Here is an 18,448-nt window from a genome sequence, read left to right on the forward strand (position 1 = left end):
TTAAGAACGAACCCTGAAATCGCGCGGCGCGACCAGCGCGAGCGCGGCTTCGGTGACCCCCGCCAGTCTTTCGAGGCGCGCGATGGTGTCGGGGCCGAGCGCGAAGCCCCGCCCGACCTCGATGCGGATATCCTCGTCGGTCAGCGGATCGCGCGTCACGATGACGACCTTGCCGCGCGCATCGTCACGCCGCTCGAGCCATTGCGCGATCTCCGCCACCGCGTCGGCCCGTTCGACCCGGCACGTCAGTTGCAGCGCGGCGGTCGCGGCAATATCGACGAGCGACTGCGCACCGCGTACCGTCACCCGCGGCGTCTCCTCGCCTTCGAGCAGGTCGAGTTCGACCGACAGGATCGCACAGCCGCCCTCGGCCGCCAGCGCTTCCAATATTTTCCCCGCCCCCTCGTCGAAACAGCTCGACTGGAACTGCCCGCTGCGATCGGACAGCGTCAGGTTGAGGAAGCGGTTGCCGCGCTGCGACACGCGCGCACGCGCGCTTTCGACCATCGCCGCCATCACCATCGGGATACGCGTTCCCGGCGTCATCTCGACATTTTCACAGATATCGCCGTAGGAACGCGCGCCGCGCGCCGCGACGATCGCCTCATATTGCTCGACCGGGTGCGCCGAGAAATAAAAGCCGAACGCTTCCTTTTCGCGCGTCATCCGCTCGGCGAGCGTCCAGGGTTCGGCGGCGGGAAGCTGGAGCGCCGGCGCGATCGCCACGTCGCCCCCGAACAGCCCGCCCTGCCCCGTCGAGCGCTCATGCGCCGAACTGTTCGCGCAGGCGAGCAGCGCCTCGGCCCCGGCAAAGGCGCGCGGCCGGTCGGGCTCGACGCCGTCGAACGCGCCGCCCCCCGCGAGCGCCTCGATCTGGCGGCGGTTGAGCTGCTTGGGGTCGATGCGGTTCGCGAAATCGTCGAGGCTCGCGAAATCGCCTTTCGCGCGGCGTTCGGCGACCAGCGCTTCCATCGCTTTCTCGCCGACACCTTTCAGCGCGCCGAGCGCATAACGCACCGCCAGCCCGTCCTCGCCCGGTCCGCCCCCTATGCGCCCGACCGAAAAATCGGCCTCGCTCTCGTTGATCGACGGCGGCGCGACCGCGATGTCGAGGCGGCGCATGTCGTCGATGAAGATCGACAATTTGTCGGTCTGATGGCTGTCGAACGACATCGACGCCGCGAAAAATTCATGCGGATAATGCGCCTTCAGCCACGCCGTCTGATAGGAAAGCAGCGCATAGGCCGCAGCATGACTCTTGTTGAAGCCATAGCCCGCGAACTTGTCGATCAAGTCGAACAATTCGTTCGCCGCCTTGGCGTTGATCGCATTATGCTCGCCGCACCCCTTGACGAAGGTGTCGCGCTGCGCGTCCATCTCGGCCTGGACCTTCTTGCCCATCGCGCGGCGGAGCAGGTCGGCGCCGCCGAGGCTGTAGCCGGCCAGGATCTGCGCCGCCTGCATCACCTGTTCCTGATAGACGAAGATGCCATAGGTTTCGGCGAGAATGCCTTCGAGCAGCGGGTGCGGATAGGCGATCTTCTCGCGCCCGTTCTTGCGCGCGCCGAACAGCGGGATATTGTCCATCGGCCCTGGGCGATAGAGCGCGACGAGCGCGATGATGTCGCCGAAATTGGTCGGCTTCACCGCCGACAGCGTGCGCCGCATCCCTTCGGATTCGAGCTGGAACACCCCGACCGTCTCGCCGCGCTGGAGCAGTTCGTAAACCGCCGGATCGTCCCACGCGAGGGTATCGAGATCGACGTCGGTCCCGCGCAGCGCGAGCAGGCGCCGCGCTTCCTTCAGCACCGACAGCGTCTTGAGCCCAAGGAAGTCGAATTTCACCAGCCCCGCGCTCTCGACATATTTCATGTCGAACTGCGTCACCGGCATGTCCGAACGCGGGTCGCGATAGAGCGGGACGAGCTGGTCGAGCGGCCGGTCGCCGATCACCACCCCCGCCGCGTGGGTCGAGCTATGCCGCGGCAGGCCTTCCAATTGCCGCGCCATGTCGAACAGGCGGCGCACGCCGTCGTCCTGCTTATATTCGGTCATCAGTTCGGACACGCCGTTCAACGCGCGCTCGAGAGTCCACGGATCGGTCGGGTGGTTCGGCACCAGCTTCGCCAGCCGGTCGACCTGGCCGTAACTCATCTGGAGCACGCGCCCGGTATCCTTCAAGACCGCGCGCGCCTTCAGCTTTCCGAAGGTGATGATCTGCGCGACGGTATCGCGGCCGTATTTTTCCTGCACATAGCGGATCACCTCGCCGCGCCGCGTTTCGCAGAAATCGATGTCGAAGTCGGGCATCGACACGCGCTCGGGATTGAGGAAGCGTTCGAACAGCAGCCCCAATTTCAGCGGGTCGAGATCGGTGATCGTCAGCGCCCAGGCAACAACGCTGCCTGCCCCCGACCCGCGCCCCGGGCCGACCGGAATATCGTGCGCTTTCGCCCATTTGATGAAGTCGGCAACGATCAGGAAATAGCCGGGAAAGCCCATCTGGGTGATGACCCCGACCTCGAAATCGAGCCGCTCGGCATAGGCCCGCCGCTCGTCATCGCTCAGCTCGGGGTAAATCGCCAGCCGCGCGTCGAGCCCGGAGCGCGCGTCGCGCGCAAGCTGCGCCGCTTCGCCTTCGCGGTCGCCGGCAAGGCTGGGCAGGATCGGCGCGCGCTTCGGCGCCATGAAGGCGCAGCGCTGCGCGATGACGAGCGTGTTGCGAATCGCCTCGGGCAGGTCGGAGAAAGCATCTTCCATCGCCTCGGCGGGCTTCAGCCAAGCCTCGGGGCTCGACACCCGCCGGTCCTCGCTTTCGACATAGGCCGATTGCGCGATGCACAGCATCGCATCGTGCGCGGGGTGGAATTGCGGCTCGACGAAATTGGCGGGATTGGTCGCCACCAGCGGCAGCGCGCGCGCATAGGCCAGGTCGATCAGCACCGCCTCGGCCGCCTTTTCGGCCGCGTCGCCGCGCCGCGACAGTTCGATATAAAGCCGCCCGCCGAACAGCGCTTCGAGTTGCTCGACATAATCGTCGGCCGCGCTCTTCTGCTCACCCGCCAGCAGCCGCGCCAGCGCGCCTTCGCCGCCGCCGGTCAGGCAGATCAGCCCATCGGTCCTGCCCGCAAGGTCGGCCAGCGTGACATGCGGCTCCTGTTCGACCGGCCGCCCCAGATGCGCGTGCGAGACGAGCGAACAGAGATTATGATAGCCGGCATCGTCCTGCGCATAGAGCGCGAGCCAGTCGATCATCGGCGCGCCGTTCGCGAGCCGCTGCCCCGGCCGCGCGACGCTCAGCAGCGCGCCGACGATCGGCTGCACCCCCGCCGCCTGACACGCTTCGCCGAACGCCATGACGCCATAAAGCCCGTTGCGATCGGCGACCGCGATCGCCGGAAACCCCCGCTCGCGCGCGGCTTTCGCAATCGCCTTGGGCTCGATCGCTCCTTCGAGCATGGTGTAGCTGGAAAAGACGCGCAGGGGGACAAAGGGGCTGTAGGCCATCGAGCGACGCTAGGCGGGTGGCGCGATTCGGGGAAGGCCCGATTAACAATCGTCGCCGCCGCGAAGGCGGGGTCGCTGGCGGCGTAGCGCAAGGCGGGCTGCGGCCCCCGCCTTCGCGGGGGCGACGACCTACCCCAGCAATTCCTCAATTTCTTTTCTGAGCAACTCGGGCTTGGTCGTCGGCGCATGCCGCGACACCACCTTGCCATCGCGGCCCACCAGGAATTTCGTGAAATTCCACTTGATCCCGCTGCCCAGCAAGCCGGTTTTCTCGTCCTTCAGATGCTTGAAGATCGGGTCGGCGTCGGACCCGTTGACGTCGATCTTCGCCATCACCGGAAAACTCACATCATAGGTCAGCGAACAGAAATTCGCGATTTCGGCGGCGTCCCCCGGCTCCTGCGCCCCGAACTGGTTGCACGGGAACGCCAGCACCTCGAACCCGCGATCCTGATAGTCGCGATGAAGCGCCTCCAGCCCTTCATATTGCGGGGTGAAGCCGCATTTCGACGCGGTGTTGACGATCAGCAGCACCTTGCCGCGATAATCGGCAAGCGGCTGCGCCCCGCCGCCGGGCAGCTTCGCCGAAAGATCGTAAAGTGTCATGTCGCGCTTCCCCTTTTTTCATCCCCTCCCGCAAGCGGGAGGGGCAGTGAGAGTTGCGAGCTTGCTCGCTACTCGCAACGGGGTGGGCAGAACCGAACCGTCGCTGGCCTACCCCGCTGCGACTAGGCCCGGCTGGGCCGGACCAAGTCTCGCTGCCCCTCCCGCAAGCGGGAGGGGTTTCAAGGGATAACCTACGCCTCTACCCGCCCTTCGTGCAAGCGCAGCACGCGGTCCATCTTCGCCGCCAGCCGCTCGTTGTGCGTCGCCACCAGTGCCGCCGAGCCATGGTCGCGCACCAGCTTGACGAACTGGTCGAACACCCGGTCGGCGGTCGCTTCGTCGAGGTTGCCGGTGGGCTCGTCGGCCAGTACGAGCAGCGGCCGGTTCGCGAGCGCGCGCGCCACCGCGACGCGCTGCTGCTCGCCGCCCGACAGCTTGCTCGGCTTGTGGTGCAGCCGCTCGGCCAGCCCGAGCCGGCCAAGCAGGTCAGCCGCGCGCTCCTCGGCCTCGGCCTGCCCCGCGCCGCGAATGAGCTGCGGCAGCACGACATTCTCGATCGCCGTGAAATCGGGGAGCAGATGATGGAACTGATAGACGAAGCCGATCTTCTCGCGCCGCGTCTTCGTCCGTTTGCCCTGATCGAAGCGGGTCACATCCTCGCCGTCGATCCGGATGATGCCGCCAAAGCCGCCCTCGAGCAGACCGACGGCTTGCAGCATCGTCGACTTGCCCGACCCCGACGGGCCGAGCAGCGCGACGATCTCGCCGCGTTTCAGATGCGCGTCGATGCCGCGCAGCACGTCGATGGTCACGTCGCCCTGCGTAAAGCTGCGCTGGAGTCCGGCGAGTTCGAGAAGGATGTCACTCATAGCGCAGCACCTGCACCGGATCGGTATTCGCGGCCTTATAGGCGGGATAGAGCGTCGCCAGAAAGCTGAAGACGATCGTCATCACCGCAATCCCGATGATCTCGAACGGGTCGGGCTTCGAGGGCAGCTCGGTCAGAAAGCGGATCGACGGATCCCACAGCGATTGTCCGGTAATAATCTCGAACCCGCGCAGCACATTCTGGCGGAAAAAGAGCAGCCCGAACCCGACCCCCATCCCCACCAATGTCCCCGAAACGCCGATCGCCAGGCCGATCGCGATGAAGATGCGCATCACCGAATCGCGCGACGCCCCCATCGTTCGCAGGATCGCCATGTCGCGCGTCTTGGCGCGCACCAGCATGATCAGCGACGAAATAATGTTGAACGCGGCGACCAGGATGATCAGCGACAGGATGATGAACATCGCGACGCGCTCGATCGACAGCGCCTCGAACAGGCTTGCGTTCATCGATCGCCAGTCGGAAATCACGGCCTTCGTCGCGACCTTTTCGGCGAGCGGCTGCAAGATGGCGCCGACCTTGTCGGGGTCGGTCACCTTGACCTCGATCATTCCGACCTGATCGCCGGTGAGCAGCAGGAGTTGCGCATCCTCCATTGGCATCACGATATAGGCCTTGTCGAAATCATAGACGCCGATCTCGAAGATCGCCGACACGCGATAGGCGATTTCGCGCGGCACCGTGCCAAAGGGCGTCGAGCGCCCCTGCGGGTTGATGATCGTCACCATCGACCCGGCGGTGACCCCCAGATTGCGCGCCAGTTCGCTGCCGAGCGCGATATTGCCCGAACCCGGCGTCAGCGAATCGAGGCTGCCCTGCAACACCTTGCCGCCAAGCACGTCGTTCTTGCGGATGTCGGCAACGGTCATGCCGCGCACCAGCACGCCCTCGACGCGCCCGCTGAAACTGGCGAGCAGCGGCTGTTCGATCAGCGGCGTCGCCGAAACCACGCCCGGCGTCGCCTTGGCCTGTTTCAGCACATCCTGCCAGTCGTCGATCCGGCCGCCGAAACCCTGCACCACCGCATGGCCGTTCAACCCGACGATCTTGTCGAACAGGTCGGACCGCACGCCGTTCATCACGCTCATCACGATCACCAGCGCGGCAACGCCGAGCATCACCGCGGTAAAGCTGAACGCCGCGGCGACGAAGATGAAACCTTCGCCGCGCTGGGGGAGCAGATAGCGTTTGAAGATGGCGCGTTCATACGCACGCAGGATCATGGGGCGAGCGGCCTTTTAAGCGCGATACGCGGTGCGGTCATGCCCCGCTTTAGGCAGCGGCGGCGGTGCTGGCAATGGTCGCCGACGCCGCGGCCTGTTGCGACTGATTCGCATAATATGTTGCCCATCCGCCACAGCCGCGCCGCAAAAGGAGCGCCGATGGCTTGCCAGAGGGTGACAAAGCCCCCCCTTGGCCCTAGCGCACACTCTCTGGTTCAACGCGGCCCCAAGGCCCGGCTCCAGGGAGTGCAGACCTTTCGCCGGGTCTGCAACAAAGGGGGATGGCGAGTGTTCGTCACAGGCGCCCGGGTTTCGGAAACGAGGCCCGGGCGTTGTGATTCGGGCGGAAGCGTCGGCTGCGGCGCGCGCCTCATTCGTCATTGTTCCCGCGAAAGCGGGAACAATGACGAGAGAAGATTTCACCCTTCGCTTTCGCTGATATCCTCGAGCAGCGCGGTATCGAGCACCCTCACCCGCCCCTGTTCCAGCGAAATCACCCCCGATTCCTCCCAGCTGCGCAATTGCCGGTTGATATGTTCGCGGCTCATCCCCGCGAAATTGCCGAGTTCGGTCTGGCTCAGCTCGACGCGGTGCGTCGTCTCGGTCGTGTCCTTGCGGATCAGTCGCTTGAGATAGCGTGCGAGCCGCGGACCGGAGGCATAGGCGCGGTCGCTCTCGATCGTCTGATCGGCGGTGCGCAGCCGCCGCGCCAGCTGCTGCATCAGCGACCAGGTGAATTCGGGATGGCTCGCCGCGAAATCCCGCAGCGCGTTGCGGCCAAGCTGAAGCGCGCTCCCCGCGCTGGTCGCCGTCACCGACGCGGTGCGCTCACCGCCATCGAGCAGCGCGATCTCGCCCAGCACCGCGCCGGGCTCGGCATAGGCAAGGACGATCTCGCGCCCGCCCGCGGTCAGCATCGACACCCGCGCCGTGCCTTCGGTCAGGATCAGCATCATGTCGCCGGGATCGCCCTGGACGAGCAATTCCTTGCCCTTGGCAAAGCTGACCTGCACCGACCGGCTGGCGATCTCGGCCCAATCCTCGACGGTCAGCCCGGAAAATATGCTGTCGGGGCCTTGCAATGCGGCGAGTTTCGCGTGGTCCATGCCCCTGTCATCCCTTTTTGCCCGGTCGCCCGCTTCGTCAGACGAGCCGGCTCTGTTTCACCGCGGCTTCGATGAATCCCTTGAACAGCGGATGCGGATCAAAGGGTTTGGATTTGAGCTCGGGGTGAAACTGCACCCCGATGAACCACGGATGGTCCGGCCGCTCGACGATTTCGGGCAGCATGCCATCGGGCGACAGGCCTGAAAAGACCAGACCGCCCTTTTCGAGCGTTTCGCGATACGCTCCGTTAACCTCGTAACGATGCCGGTGACGCTCGCTGATGTCGGTCGCGCCATAGATGCTCGCGACATGGCTGTTCGGCGACAGCTTGGCGTCATAGGCGCCCAGCCGCATCGTGCCGCCCAGATCGGTATTCGCGCCGCGCTGTTGCAGGCCCTCGGCGCTCATCCATTCGGTGATCAGGCCGACGACCGGCTCGTCGGTCGCGCCGAATTCGGTGCTCGACGCATTCTCGATCCCGCTCGTGTTCCGCGCCCCCTCGATGCACGCCATCTGCATGCCGAGGCAGATGCCGAGGAACGGCACCCCCTGCTCGCGGGCAAAGCGGACGCTGGCGATCTTGCCTTCGGACCCGCGTTCGCCGAAACCGCCGGGAACCAGGATGCCGTGCATCGGTTCCAGCTTGGCCGCCAGATCGCCTTCCTCGAACATTTCGGCGTCGAGCCAGCGGACATTGACCTTCACCCGGTTCGCCATGCCGCCATGCGCCAGCGCCTCGTTGAGCGATTTATAGGCGTCGGGCAGCGAGACATATTTGCCGACGACGCCGATCGTGACCTCACCCTCGGGGTGCTGCTTGCGGTCCATGATGTCGTACCAGGCGGTCAGGTCGGGATCGGGCGCGTCGTGGATGCCAAAGGCGCGCAACACCTCCGAATCGAGCCCCTCGCCATGATATTGGACCGGCACCGAATAGATCGAATCGGCGTCGAGCGCCGGGATCACCGCTTCCTTGCGGACGTTGCAGAATTGCGCGATCTTCGCGCGCTCGCCGTCGGGCAACGGCTTTTCGCAGCGGCAAAGCAGGACGTCGGGCTGGACACCCAATGAGGCCAGTTCGCGCACGCTATGCTGGGTCGGCTTGGTCTTCAACTCGCCCGCCGCGGCGATATAGGGCACCAAAGTGACATGCACCGAGAGCGTGTTCTCGCGCCCCTCTTCGTTGCGAAGCTGACGGATCGCCTCGATGAAGGGCAGCGATTCGATATCGCCGACGGTGCCGCCGATCTCGCACAGCACGAAATCAAGGTCATCGGTCTCGGCGCGCGCAAAGGCCTTGATCGCGTCGGTGACGTGCGGAACCACCTGCACCGTCGCACCCAGATAGTCGCCGCGGCGTTCCTTGGTGATGATCTGCTGATAGATACGGCCCGAGGTGACATTGTCGCTCTGCCGCGCCGCGACGCCGGTAAAGCGCTCGTAATGGCCAAGGTCGAGGTCGGTTTCGGCCCCGTCGTCGGTCACATAGACCTCGCCATGCTGATAGGGCGACATCGTGCCCGGATCGACATTCAGATAGGGATCGAACTTCCGGATGCGAACGCGGTAACCCCGCGCCTGCAACAGAGCCGCGAGGCTAGCCGCCATCAAACCTTTGCCAAGGGAGGAGACCACGCCGCCGGTGATAAAAATGAACCGCGCCATGGGAGGAAAGACTTACCGGGCAGGAGGGGGACGGCGCAAGCCGTCGAATCGCAAACGGCGGAAATAAATCCGCCGCGCGGGTGCGAAACCGGAAAGCCAAGGCCCTCCGGATAGTCTGGAGTCTTATTTCTTGGCGAGTGCCGGGGCCGCGTTCTGGCTGGCCGCCGCCGCCGCCGCGGCCAGCGGATCGTCCGACGCGGGCGCGCTCTGGGCCGGGGCCTGCTGCGCCGCGCCGGTCAGCGCCGGGGTCGGCGCGCTGCCGCTCTGCTGCGCGGTCTTCGACAGCGAAGTATCGATCGTCGAGCCGCCGGCGCCACCCACAGAGGCGAGCGCCGCCAGGACGATCGACAGGCTGACGAACAACGTCGCCAGGACCGTCGTCGCGCGGGTCATGAAATCGGCCGCACCGCGCGCCGACAACAGGCCGCCGGGGCTGCCGCCCATGCCCAGGCCGCCGCCTTCCGACTTCTGCATCAGGATGACGCCGATCATCACCGCGGCGATCAGCGCCTGGACGACGAGCAGGAAGGTGAAGAGACTGGACATCGATATTTCCCGGACCTTGCGCGGCCCCATGCGGACCACGCCCGCGGCGCACATAGAGACGAAGCGGCCGCGCTTCAAGCTATACCCGACACGTCGCCCGCGCGCAGGCGACGGATTACAAAGCCCCCGCCGCCGCGACGATCGGCCCGAATTTGCCTGCGGTCAGGCTCGCGCCGCCGACGAGCGCGCCGTCGACATCGCCCGTGCCCAGCAACTCGGCCGCATTGTCGCCATTGACCGACCCGCCGTAAAGGATGCGCATCGCCTGCGCCGCTGCCGCGCCCGCCTGTTCGGCCAGCTTGGCGCGGATCGCGCCGTGCATGTCGGCGACGTCGGCGACCGTCGGCACCAGCCCGGTCCCGATCGCCCAGATCGGTTCATAGGCGATCGCAAGCCGCGCCGGATCGGCATCATCGGGCAGCGATCCCGCAATCTGCGCCAACACATAAGCGATCGCCTCGCCCGATTCGCGCACCGCGCGCGGTTCGCCGACACACAGGATCACCGACAATCCCGCCGCCAGCGCCGCCGCGGCCTTGGCGCGGACGTCGGCATCGCTTTCGCCGAAACCCTCGCGCCGCTCGCTATGCCCGACGATGACAAGGGTCGCGCCCGCGTCGGCGAGCATCGGCGCCGCGACCGATCCGGTAAAGGCGCCTGAGTCTGCGGCATGGCAATCCTGCCCGCCGACCGCCGCGCCGGGCACGGCGGCGGCCATCGCCCCCACCAGCGTGAAAGGCGGACAGAGCGCGACATCGACCGAAGGATACGCTTCGGCGGCGGCAAAGATCGCGCCCGCCTCATCCAGCGCGGCCGTCAGCCCGTTCATCTTCCAGTTGCCGACCACATATTTGCGCCGCGTCATTGTCCATTTCCTCGTTCGCCGATCCGATCCGCTTCCCCTAGCGGCGCGAGCGCCGTGAAGGCAAGCCGGTGACACACGCTCGCATTTTCCCGCCTTGATGCGCTCTCCCGTCCCGCCTAAAGCAGCGCGCGACCGCGCACGTCCGCGCCTGCCGAAAGACTGACTGCTTCATGATCACGAACCTTCGCAACCTCTTCAGTTCGACGATCGGCAAATTCACTGCGCTCGCCTTCATCGTCCTCATCGGCATCCTGTTCGCGCTCGGCGACGTGACCGGCAACGCTTCGTTCGGCGGGCTCGGCGGCGCCAATGTCGCGAAGGTCGGGAGCGAAGAAATCGGCCTCGGCGAGCTGCGCGACCGGGTGCGCCAGTCATATAATCAGGCGCGCCAGCAGCAGCCGGGCCTGACCATGGCGGGCTTTGTCGAAGGCGGCGGGCTCGATCAGGTGCTCGGCCAGCTTGTCGATGGCCTGGCGTTCGACCAGTTCGCGACCAAGATCGGTTTCAGCGTCAGCAAGCGCCAGATCGATGGCCGCATCGCCGACATCCCGGCCTTTTCGGGCGTATCGGGCAAGTTCGACCAAAAGACGTTCGAGAATTTCCTGCGCCAGAACGGCATGACCGAGGCGCAGCTTCGCCAGGAACTCAAGCAGCAGTTGCTGCTCGAACAGATCGGCCTGCCGATCGGCACGATCCCGCGCCTGTCGCCCGGCATCGCGCGCCCCTATGCGGCGCTGCTGCTCGAACAAAGGCAGGGCCAGGCGACCTTCATTCCGGCCAGCGCCTTTGCCCCGGCGGGCGATCCCGGCGACGCCGCGCTCAAGACCTTCCTCAAGCAGAACGCCTCGAAATTTACGGTGCCCGAGCGTCGTGTGCTGCAATATGCGCTGTTCGACCGCGGCGCGGTGCCGGTTCCGGCGGTCAGCGATGCCGAAATCGCCAAGGCCTATAAGGACAATGCCGCGCAATATGCGGCGAGCGAGACGCGCCGCTTCGCACAGGTGATCGCCCCCGATCAGGCGACCGCGAACGGCATCGCGGCCAAGGTTCGCGGTGGCACCTCGATCGCTGCCGCCGCGCAGGCGGCGGGCCTTTCGGCCTCGACCACCGGCGATCTGACGCTGTCGGCCTATACCGCGACGACCAGCGACGCGATCGCCAAGACCGCGTTCGCGGCCAAGCGCGGCGACCTCCTCGGCCCGGTGCAGTCCGGCCTCGGCTGGGTGGTCGCGCGGGTCGAGACGATCACGCTCAAGCCCGCCCGCGACCTGGCCGCCGCGACGCCGGAGATTCGCGCCGAACTCGGCAAGAACAAGGCGAACGAAGCGATCGTCGATTATTACAACGCGATCCAGGATGCCGTGAACGGCGGCGCCTCGGTCGAAGAAATCGCCGCCGACCGCAAGCTCAAGGTCGAGGAAACCCCCGCCCTTCTGCCCAACGGCAGCGCGCCGGGTACGCCGGGCTTCGCGCTCGCGCCCGAATTCGCGCCGATGGTCAGCGGCGCGTTCCAAAACAGCAGCGAAGGCGAGGCCGAACTTGCGACGCTGGTCGAGAATGAAAAATTCGCCATCTATTCGGTGAAGTCGATCGTCGCCGCGGCGCCGCCGCCCTTCGCGCAGATTCGCGGCAACCTGCTCAGCGAATGGCGCTTTGCCGAGGGGCAGAAGATCGCCCGCGACAAGGCGCGCGCGATCGTCAAGGCGGTCGAGGGCGGCAAGAGTCTCGCCGAGGCGGCAAAGGCCGCCGGACCCAACGCCGGGGTCCAGGCGATCGGCGGTCGCCGTGCCGAACTCGGCCAGGACGGCAAGCCGGTGCCGCCCGAACTCGCCCTGCTCTTCTCGATGGCGAAGGGCAGCGTCAAGACGCTCGAAATCCCCGGCAATCGCGGCTGGATGGTGATCGCGCTGACCCAGGTCGACCGCCCCGATCCCAAGGCGATCGACCCCGCGCGCGTCGATGCGATCGCCCAGCCGCTCGCCCCCGCTTTCGGCAACGAACTGGTCGAACAATTCGCCGCCGAGGCAAAGCGCCGCGTCGGGGTCAAGATCAACAAGGATCTGCTCGAAAAGCTGCGCAAGGAACTGACCGGCACCGCGCCGGTCGGCGAATAAGTGACGCTAGAAGGCAGGGCGGCGGCGCTCGAGGCGCTGGCCGGCGGCCGCGGCGCGGTCGTCTGGCAGCGGCTGATCGCCGATATCGAGACGCCGGTCTCGGCCGCGCTCAAGCTGATCGAGCCGGGGCGCGGCGACTGGGTGCTCGAATCGGTCGAAAGCGGCGAGACGCGCGGGCGCTACAGCCTGATCGGGCTCGATCCCGACCTCCTATTCGAAGTGACCGGCAACGCCGCGCGGATCAACCGCGACTGGCGCCGCGACCGCGAAGCGTTCGCGCCGCTCGCCACCGGCGCGCTGCAGGCGCTGCGCGACCTTGTCGCCGAATGCCGCTTCGACGTGCCCGACGGCCTGCCCAAGGCGCTGGCAACGCTCGTCGGCTTCTTCGCCTATGAAACGATCGGCCTCGTCGAACGCATCGCGCGCGCGCCGGGCGCCGGGCTCGGCCTCCCCGACATGGTGTTCGTGCGCCCGACGACGATCCTCGTCTTCGACCGGCTCGCCGACGAACTCTTCCTGATCGCGCCGATCTGGCCCGATGCGGACGCGCCGATCGATCGGATGATCGACGCCGCGCACGACCGGCTCGACGCCATCGCGGCGCGGCTGTCGACCGCCAGCGCGCACGGCGAACGCGCGGCCACCGAAGCCCTCCCCGCCGATATCGCGGCGAACGCGGCGACGACGCCCGAACGCTTCGCCGAAATGGTCGCGGCGGCGAAGGACTATATCGCCGCGGGCGACATCTTCCAGGTCGTGCTGTCGCAGCGCTTTTCGACCCCGTTCGACCTGCCGCCTTTCGATCTCTATCGCGCACTGCGGCGGATCAACCCCTCGCCCTTCCTCTATTTCCTCGACCTGCCGGGCTTCGCGATCATCGGCTCGTCGCCCGAAATCCTCGTGCGCGTGCGCGATGGCGAAATCACGATCAGGCCCATCGCCGGCACCCGCCCGCGCGGCCGCACCGGCGCCGAGGACGCCGAAAATCGCGAATCTTTACTCGCCGATCCCAAGGAACGCGCCGAACATCTGATGCTGCTCGACCTCGGTCGCAACGACGTCGGCCGCGCCGCGGTCGGCGGCACCGTCGCCGTCACCGACAGCTACACCGTCGAATTCTACAGCCATGTCATGCACATCGTGTCGAACGTCATCGGCCGCATCGCGCCCGGCAAGGACGCGATCGATGCGCTGTTCGCGGGCTTCCCGGCCGGCACGGTCAGCGGCGCGCCCAAGGTTCGCGCCTGCCAGATCATCGCCGAACTCGAAACCGACGCGCGCGGGCCCTACGCGGGCGGCGTCGGCTATTTCGCGCCCGACGGCAATATGGACAGTTGCATCGTGCTGCGCACCGCGATCGTCAAAGACGGCGAAATGCACGTCCAGGCCGGCGCCGGCATCGTCGCCGACAGCCAGGTCGCCTATGAACAGCGCGAATGCGAAGCCAAGGCCGGCGCGCTGTTCGCCGCGGCGCGCGAAGCGGTGCGGCTCGCGGGAACGCCGGGTTACGGGCAATAGAGCCAGGCCGTTTGCGCCCCTTCCCTTCGTTGGGTTTGCCAGCCCTATCGCTTCTATCCCTTCCATGCCGGTCGCAAAACCGTTAGGGCGCCGCCATGATCCTCGTCATCGACAATTACGACAGCTTCACCTTCAACCTCGTTCATTATCTGATCGAGCTCGGGGCCGAAGTGCGCGTCGAACGCAACGACGCGCTGTCCGCATCGCAAGCGCTCGCGAGCGGCGCCGATGCGATCCTCATTTCACCCGGACCCTGCACCCCGAACGAGGCGGGAATCAGCCTCGACCTCGTCGCTGCCTGCGCCGACGCGAAACGGCCGCTGCTCGGCGTCTGCCTCGGCCACCAGGCGATCGGCCAGCATTTCGGCGGCATCGTGCAGCGGGGCCACCTGATGCACGGCAAGACGTCGCCCGTCTGCCATGACGGCACCGGCCTGTTCGCGGACCTGCCCTCGCCCCTCACCGCGACGCGCTATCACAGCCTCGAGGTCGTCGATATTCCGCCGACCCTCGCGATCAACGCCACCAGCGACGACGGCGCGGTGATGGGGTTCCGCCATGTCGAGTTGCCGATCCACGGCGTCCAGTTCCACCCCGAAAGCATCGCGACCGAACACGGCCACGCGATGCTCGCCAATTTCCTGCGTCTGGCCGGGCTGCCGGTCGCGGCGCGGCGCGCGGCATGAGCGGCTTCGGCGCGCTTCCCGACCCCGCCACGCTGCTGGGGCATGACGAGGCGGTCGCCGCGTTCGAGGCGATCCTCGACGGCGGCGCCAGCGACGACCATATCGCCGCCTTCCTGATCGCGCTGTCGGATCGCGGCGAGACGATGGTCGAGATCGCCGCCGCGGCGCAGGCCATGCGCGACCGGATGATCCCGATCAACGCCCCCGCGAACGCGATCGACGTCTGCGGCACCGGCGGCGACGGCCATCATACGCTCAACGTCTCGACCGCGGTCGCCATCGTTGTCGCAGCGTGCGAGGTTCCAGTCGCAAAGCACGGAAATCGCGCGGCTTCGTCGAAGTCGGGCGCCGCCGACACGCTCGAAGCGCTCGGCCTCGACATGGAGCGTGCCGGGGCGATGGCCGAGGCGCAGCTCGCCGACCTCGGCATCTGCTTTCTCTTTGCCGCCAATCACCATCCCGCGATGAAGCGTATCCAGCCGATCCGCAAGCAGATCGGCCAGCGCACGATCTTCAACCTGATGGGACCGCTTGCCAATCCCGCGCGCGTTTCGCGCCAGTTGATCGGAATCGCGCGCCCCGCTTATGTCGCCGTCTATGCCGAAGCGCTGCACCAGCTCGGCACCGATCATTCGCGGGTGATTTCGGGCGACGAGGGGCTCGACGAACTGTCGCTCGCGGGCGGCAACGAGGTCGCGGTCATCACCCGCGAGGGCGTGCGGATGCAGCGCAGCACCGCCGCCGACGCCGGGCTCCCCAGCCACCCGATCACCGCCATCCGCGGCGGCGACGCCCACGCGAACGCGGCGGCGCTCCGTGCGCTGCTGCAGGGCGACCATGGCGCCTATCGCGACGCGGTTCTCTATAATGCCGCCGAAGCGCTGGTCGTCGCAGGCGCCGCCGAAACCCTGATCGACGGCGTCGAGAACGCCGCCGAGGCGATCGACAAGGGGCTCGCCAACGCCCTGCTCAACTGCTGGATCGCGTATAAATGAACAGGCTCACCGAAATCCTCGCCACCAAGGCGACCGAAGTCGCGGCGCGGCGCCAGGCCTATTCGATCGCCGACCTCGACCGCATCGACGCCGGCGCGCCGCGCGGCTTTCAGGCGGCGCTCCAAACAAAGATCGATGCGGGCGGCTTTGGCCTGATCGCAGAAATCAAGAAAGCATCGCCATCCAAAGGATTGATAAGAGAAGATTTTAATCCTGCCGAACACGCCCGTGCCTATGCGGCGGGCGGCGCGGCGTGCCTTTCGGTGCTCACCGACGCGCCCTATTTTCAGGGGCATGAGGAATTTCTGATCGCGGCGCGCACCGCGTGCGACCTTCCCGTCCTCCGCAAGGATTTCATGATCGACCCGTGGCAGGTCGCCGAGGCGCGCTCGATCGGCGCCGACGCGATCCTGATCATCGTCGCCGCGCTCGACGACGGCGCGATGCGCGAGATCGAGGATGCGGCGATCGAACGCGGCATGGATGTCCTCGTCGAAGTGCATGACGAGCCCGAACTCGACCGCGCGCTGACGCGGCTCCGCTCGCACCTGATCGGGGTCAACAACCGCGATCTCAAGACCTTCGAGACCGACCTTGCCGTCACCGAGCGGCTGGCAAGGCTGGTGCCGCCCGGCACGCTCCTCGTCGGCGAAAGCGGCATCGCCGCCCACGGCGACTGCCAACGCCTGGCGCAGAGCGGCGTCCAGGCCTTCCTCGTCGGCGAAAGCCTGATGCGCCAGCCCGATGTCGAGGCGGCGACGCGAGCGTTGCTGCTAGGGTAAAGCGACATTTCCGCTTTGGGGCGGGAAGCGGATATTGAAGGATGGCGCAGATTTCCCCTCCCGCGTGCGGGAGGGGCAGCGAGACTTACGAACTTTGTTCGTTAGTCGCAGCGGGGTGGGGCATTGCGACGTTGCTGCCCACCCCCAACCCCTCCCGCAAGCGGGAGGGGAGAAGAGCGGCCGCTCCCCGTCATTCGCCATCATCCCCCTTGCCTTCGCCGCCCCGCCTTGCTTGGCTCGCCCGATGATCAGCAAACCGACTCACCTCGACGACAGCGGCGCCGCCCATATGGTCGATGTCGGCGCCAAGCCCGCCACCCGGCGCCGCGCCGTCGCGGGTGGACGGATCGCCATGTCGGCCGCGGCGCTCGATGCGATCCGCACCGGCAACGCCCCCAAGGGCGACATATTGTCGACCGCGCGCATCGCTGGCATCATGGCCGCAAAGCGCACCGCCGATCTGATCCCGCTCTGCCACCCGCTCGCGCTCACCAGCGTCACGGTCGAGTTCGCGTGGGAAACCGGCGGCCTTTCGGTCCGCGCGGCGGCGGAAACGACCGGCCCGACCGGAGTCGAGATGGAGGCGCTGACCGCCGCCTCGGTCGCGCTGCTCACCCTCTACGACATGGCAAAGGCGCTCGACCGCGCGATGGTCCTCGGCGACATCCGCCTGCTCGAAAAAAGCGGCGGCCGCTCGGGCGACTGGCGCGCGGCATGAACGGCCTGCTTCGCGTCGAGGAAGCCCAGGCGCGTCTGTTGGCACTACGCTCGCCGCTGCCGCCAGAGAATATAGCATTTTTGCAGTCTCTTGGACGTTATCTTTCACAAGATGTCGTCGCTCAGCGCGATCAGCCCGCCGCGCCGCTGTCGGCGATGGACGGCTATGCGATCCGCTTCGACGATCTTCCCGGCCCCTGGCGGATCGGCGGCGAAGTGGCGGCGGGCGCGGTTCCCTCCGCGCCGCTCGCGCCGGGCGAAGCGGTACGCATCTTCACCGGCGCGCTGCTCCCCGATGGCGCCGATACGGTGCTTATTCAGGAAAATACCGCCGCCGAAGGGGCAAGCCTCGCCTTGACCGGCGACGCGCCCGCCGCGCGCGGCGCGAACATCCGCGACCGCGCGAGCGATTTCGCCGCGAGCGACCGGCTGCTCGCCGCCGGAACGCGGCTGACGCCCGGCGCGATCGCGACCGCGATCATGGGCGGCGCGGCGCAGCTTGCGGTCGGCGGGCGGCCGCGCGTCGCGGTCATGACCACCGGCGACGAACTGGTGCAGCCGGGCCGCGCGCTCGCCCCCGGACAGATACCCGACAGCAACGGTCCGATGCTCGCGGCGCTGCTCGCGGGCGAACCGGCGGAGGTCGGCCTGCCGCTGCACATGCGCGACGACCGGGCGATGATTTCCAGTATTCTCAAGGATCTAGCGCGACGTCACGACGTCATCGTCACCGTCGGCGGCGCCTCGGTCGGCGATCACGACCATGTTCGCGGCGCGCTCGAAGATGCGGGCGGCCACGTCGATTTCTGGAAGGTCGCGATGAAGCCGGGCAAGCCGCTGATCGCGGGAATGATCGGCGACGCGCTCCTGCTCGGCCTGCCCGGTAATCCCTCCTCCGCCTTCGTCACCGCGATCCTGTTCCTGCTTCCGCTCGTCCGCCATCTCGCGGGCGCGCGCGACCCGCTGCCCGCCATCCGCCGCGCGCCGCTCGCTGCGCCGCTCGCCGCAGGCGGCAGCCGCCGCGATTATCTGCGCGCGCGGGTCGACGACGGCTGCCTCGCGCCGTTCGGCGAACAGGACAGCGGCCGCACCGTTCCGCTCGCCGAAGCGAAGGCCTTGCTGCTCCGCGAGACCGGCGCGCCCGCCAAAGCCGCGGGCGACCTCGCGGACTATATCGACATCGCTTGACAAGTTCCGCTTTGTTCCACTATCGTTCTCCCTATGTCCG

Annotated in this window: 15 protein-coding genes; 7 read left to right on the top strand and 8 right to left on the bottom strand. The window is 67.0% G+C overall.

What is annotated here, in order from left to right; all coding sequences use genetic code 11:
- From dnaE to tpiA, 8 genes are all read right to left on the bottom strand, one after another.
- Complete coding sequence (dnaE, locus tag CVO77_RS03140) at positions 1–3,507, bottom strand: DNA polymerase III subunit alpha (RefSeq protein ID WP_105997851.1); 3,507 nt, start codon at positions 3,505–3,507, stop codon at positions 1–3.
- A 129-nt stretch (positions 3,508–3,636) separates the two neighbouring features.
- A complete protein-coding gene (locus tag CVO77_RS03145) occupies positions 3,637–4,113 on the bottom strand; it encodes a glutathione peroxidase (RefSeq protein WP_105997852.1) in 477 nt (158 codons plus the stop codon).
- A gap of 191 nt (positions 4,114–4,304) precedes the next feature.
- Positions 4,305–4,982, bottom strand: a complete 678-nt coding sequence (locus CVO77_RS03150; RefSeq protein WP_105997853.1) for an ABC transporter ATP-binding protein — start codon at positions 4,980–4,982, stop codon at positions 4,305–4,307.
- The gene (locus CVO77_RS03155) at positions 4,975–6,225 is read right to left on the bottom strand and encodes a lipoprotein-releasing ABC transporter permease subunit (protein WP_105997854.1); all 1,251 of its coding nucleotides are present in this window, start codon (positions 6,223–6,225) and stop codon (positions 4,975–4,977) included. Before CVO77_RS03155 ends, CVO77_RS03150 begins: the two co-directional genes overlap by 8 nt.
- Before the next feature lie 419 nt (positions 6,226–6,644).
- Positions 6,645–7,331: a Crp/Fnr family transcriptional regulator gene (locus CVO77_RS03160; protein WP_105997855.1), complete on the bottom strand. Its 687-nt coding sequence runs from the start codon at positions 7,329–7,331 to the stop codon at positions 6,645–6,647.
- A gap of 37 nt (positions 7,332–7,368) precedes the next feature.
- Entirely contained in the window at positions 7,369–8,997 is a 1,629-nt protein-coding gene (locus CVO77_RS03165) for a CTP synthase (RefSeq protein ID WP_105997856.1), read from the bottom strand.
- Positions 8,998–9,120: 123 nt separating this feature from the next.
- Positions 9,121–9,543 (bottom strand): preprotein translocase subunit SecG, encoded by a 423-nt coding sequence (gene secG, locus CVO77_RS03170; RefSeq protein ID WP_106000601.1) that lies wholly within the window; start codon positions 9,541–9,543, stop codon positions 9,121–9,123.
- Between the two features lie 115 nt (positions 9,544–9,658).
- Positions 9,659–10,408, bottom strand: a complete 750-nt coding sequence (tpiA, locus tag CVO77_RS03175) for a triose-phosphate isomerase (RefSeq protein WP_105997857.1) — start codon at positions 10,406–10,408, stop codon at positions 9,659–9,661.
- A gap of 170 nt (positions 10,409–10,578) precedes the next feature.
- Between tpiA and CVO77_RS03180 the strand changes: the two genes are divergently transcribed.
- From CVO77_RS03180 to CVO77_RS03210, 7 genes are all read left to right on the top strand, one after another.
- Complete coding sequence (locus tag CVO77_RS03180; RefSeq protein WP_105997858.1) at positions 10,579–12,522, top strand: peptidylprolyl isomerase; 1,944 nt, start codon at positions 10,579–10,581, stop codon at positions 12,520–12,522.
- Positions 12,523–14,040, top strand: coding sequence for an anthranilate synthase component I family protein (locus CVO77_RS03185; RefSeq protein WP_105997859.1), 1,518 nt, complete (start codon positions 12,523–12,525; stop codon positions 14,038–14,040).
- 95 nt (positions 14,041–14,135) lie between these two features.
- Positions 14,136–14,726, top strand: coding sequence for an anthranilate synthase component II (locus tag CVO77_RS03190; RefSeq protein WP_105997860.1), 591 nt, complete (start codon positions 14,136–14,138; stop codon positions 14,724–14,726).
- Entirely contained in the window at positions 14,723–15,721 is a 999-nt protein-coding gene (trpD, locus tag CVO77_RS03195; RefSeq protein ID WP_105997861.1) for an anthranilate phosphoribosyltransferase, read from the top strand. Before CVO77_RS03190 ends, trpD begins: the two co-directional genes overlap by 4 nt.
- Complete coding sequence (gene trpC, locus CVO77_RS03200; protein ID WP_105997862.1) at positions 15,718–16,503, top strand: indole-3-glycerol phosphate synthase TrpC; 786 nt, start codon at positions 15,718–15,720, stop codon at positions 16,501–16,503. The genes trpD and trpC overlap by 4 nt, the downstream gene beginning before the upstream one ends.
- A 247-nt stretch (positions 16,504–16,750) precedes the next feature.
- Complete coding sequence (moaC, locus tag CVO77_RS03205; RefSeq protein ID WP_106000602.1) at positions 16,751–17,221, top strand: cyclic pyranopterin monophosphate synthase MoaC; 471 nt, start codon at positions 16,751–16,753, stop codon at positions 17,219–17,221.
- Complete coding sequence (locus tag CVO77_RS03210) at positions 17,218–18,408, top strand: molybdopterin molybdotransferase MoeA (RefSeq protein WP_105997863.1); 1,191 nt, start codon at positions 17,218–17,220, stop codon at positions 18,406–18,408. The genes moaC and CVO77_RS03210 overlap by 4 nt, the downstream gene beginning before the upstream one ends.
- The last annotated feature ends 40 nt before the right edge of the window (positions 18,409–18,448 follow it).

Origin of the sequence: Sphingopyxis lindanitolerans (assembly GCF_002993885.1) — a bacterium.
GTDB classification, from domain to species: domain Bacteria; phylum Pseudomonadota; class Alphaproteobacteria; order Sphingomonadales; family Sphingomonadaceae; genus Sphingopyxis; species Sphingopyxis lindanitolerans.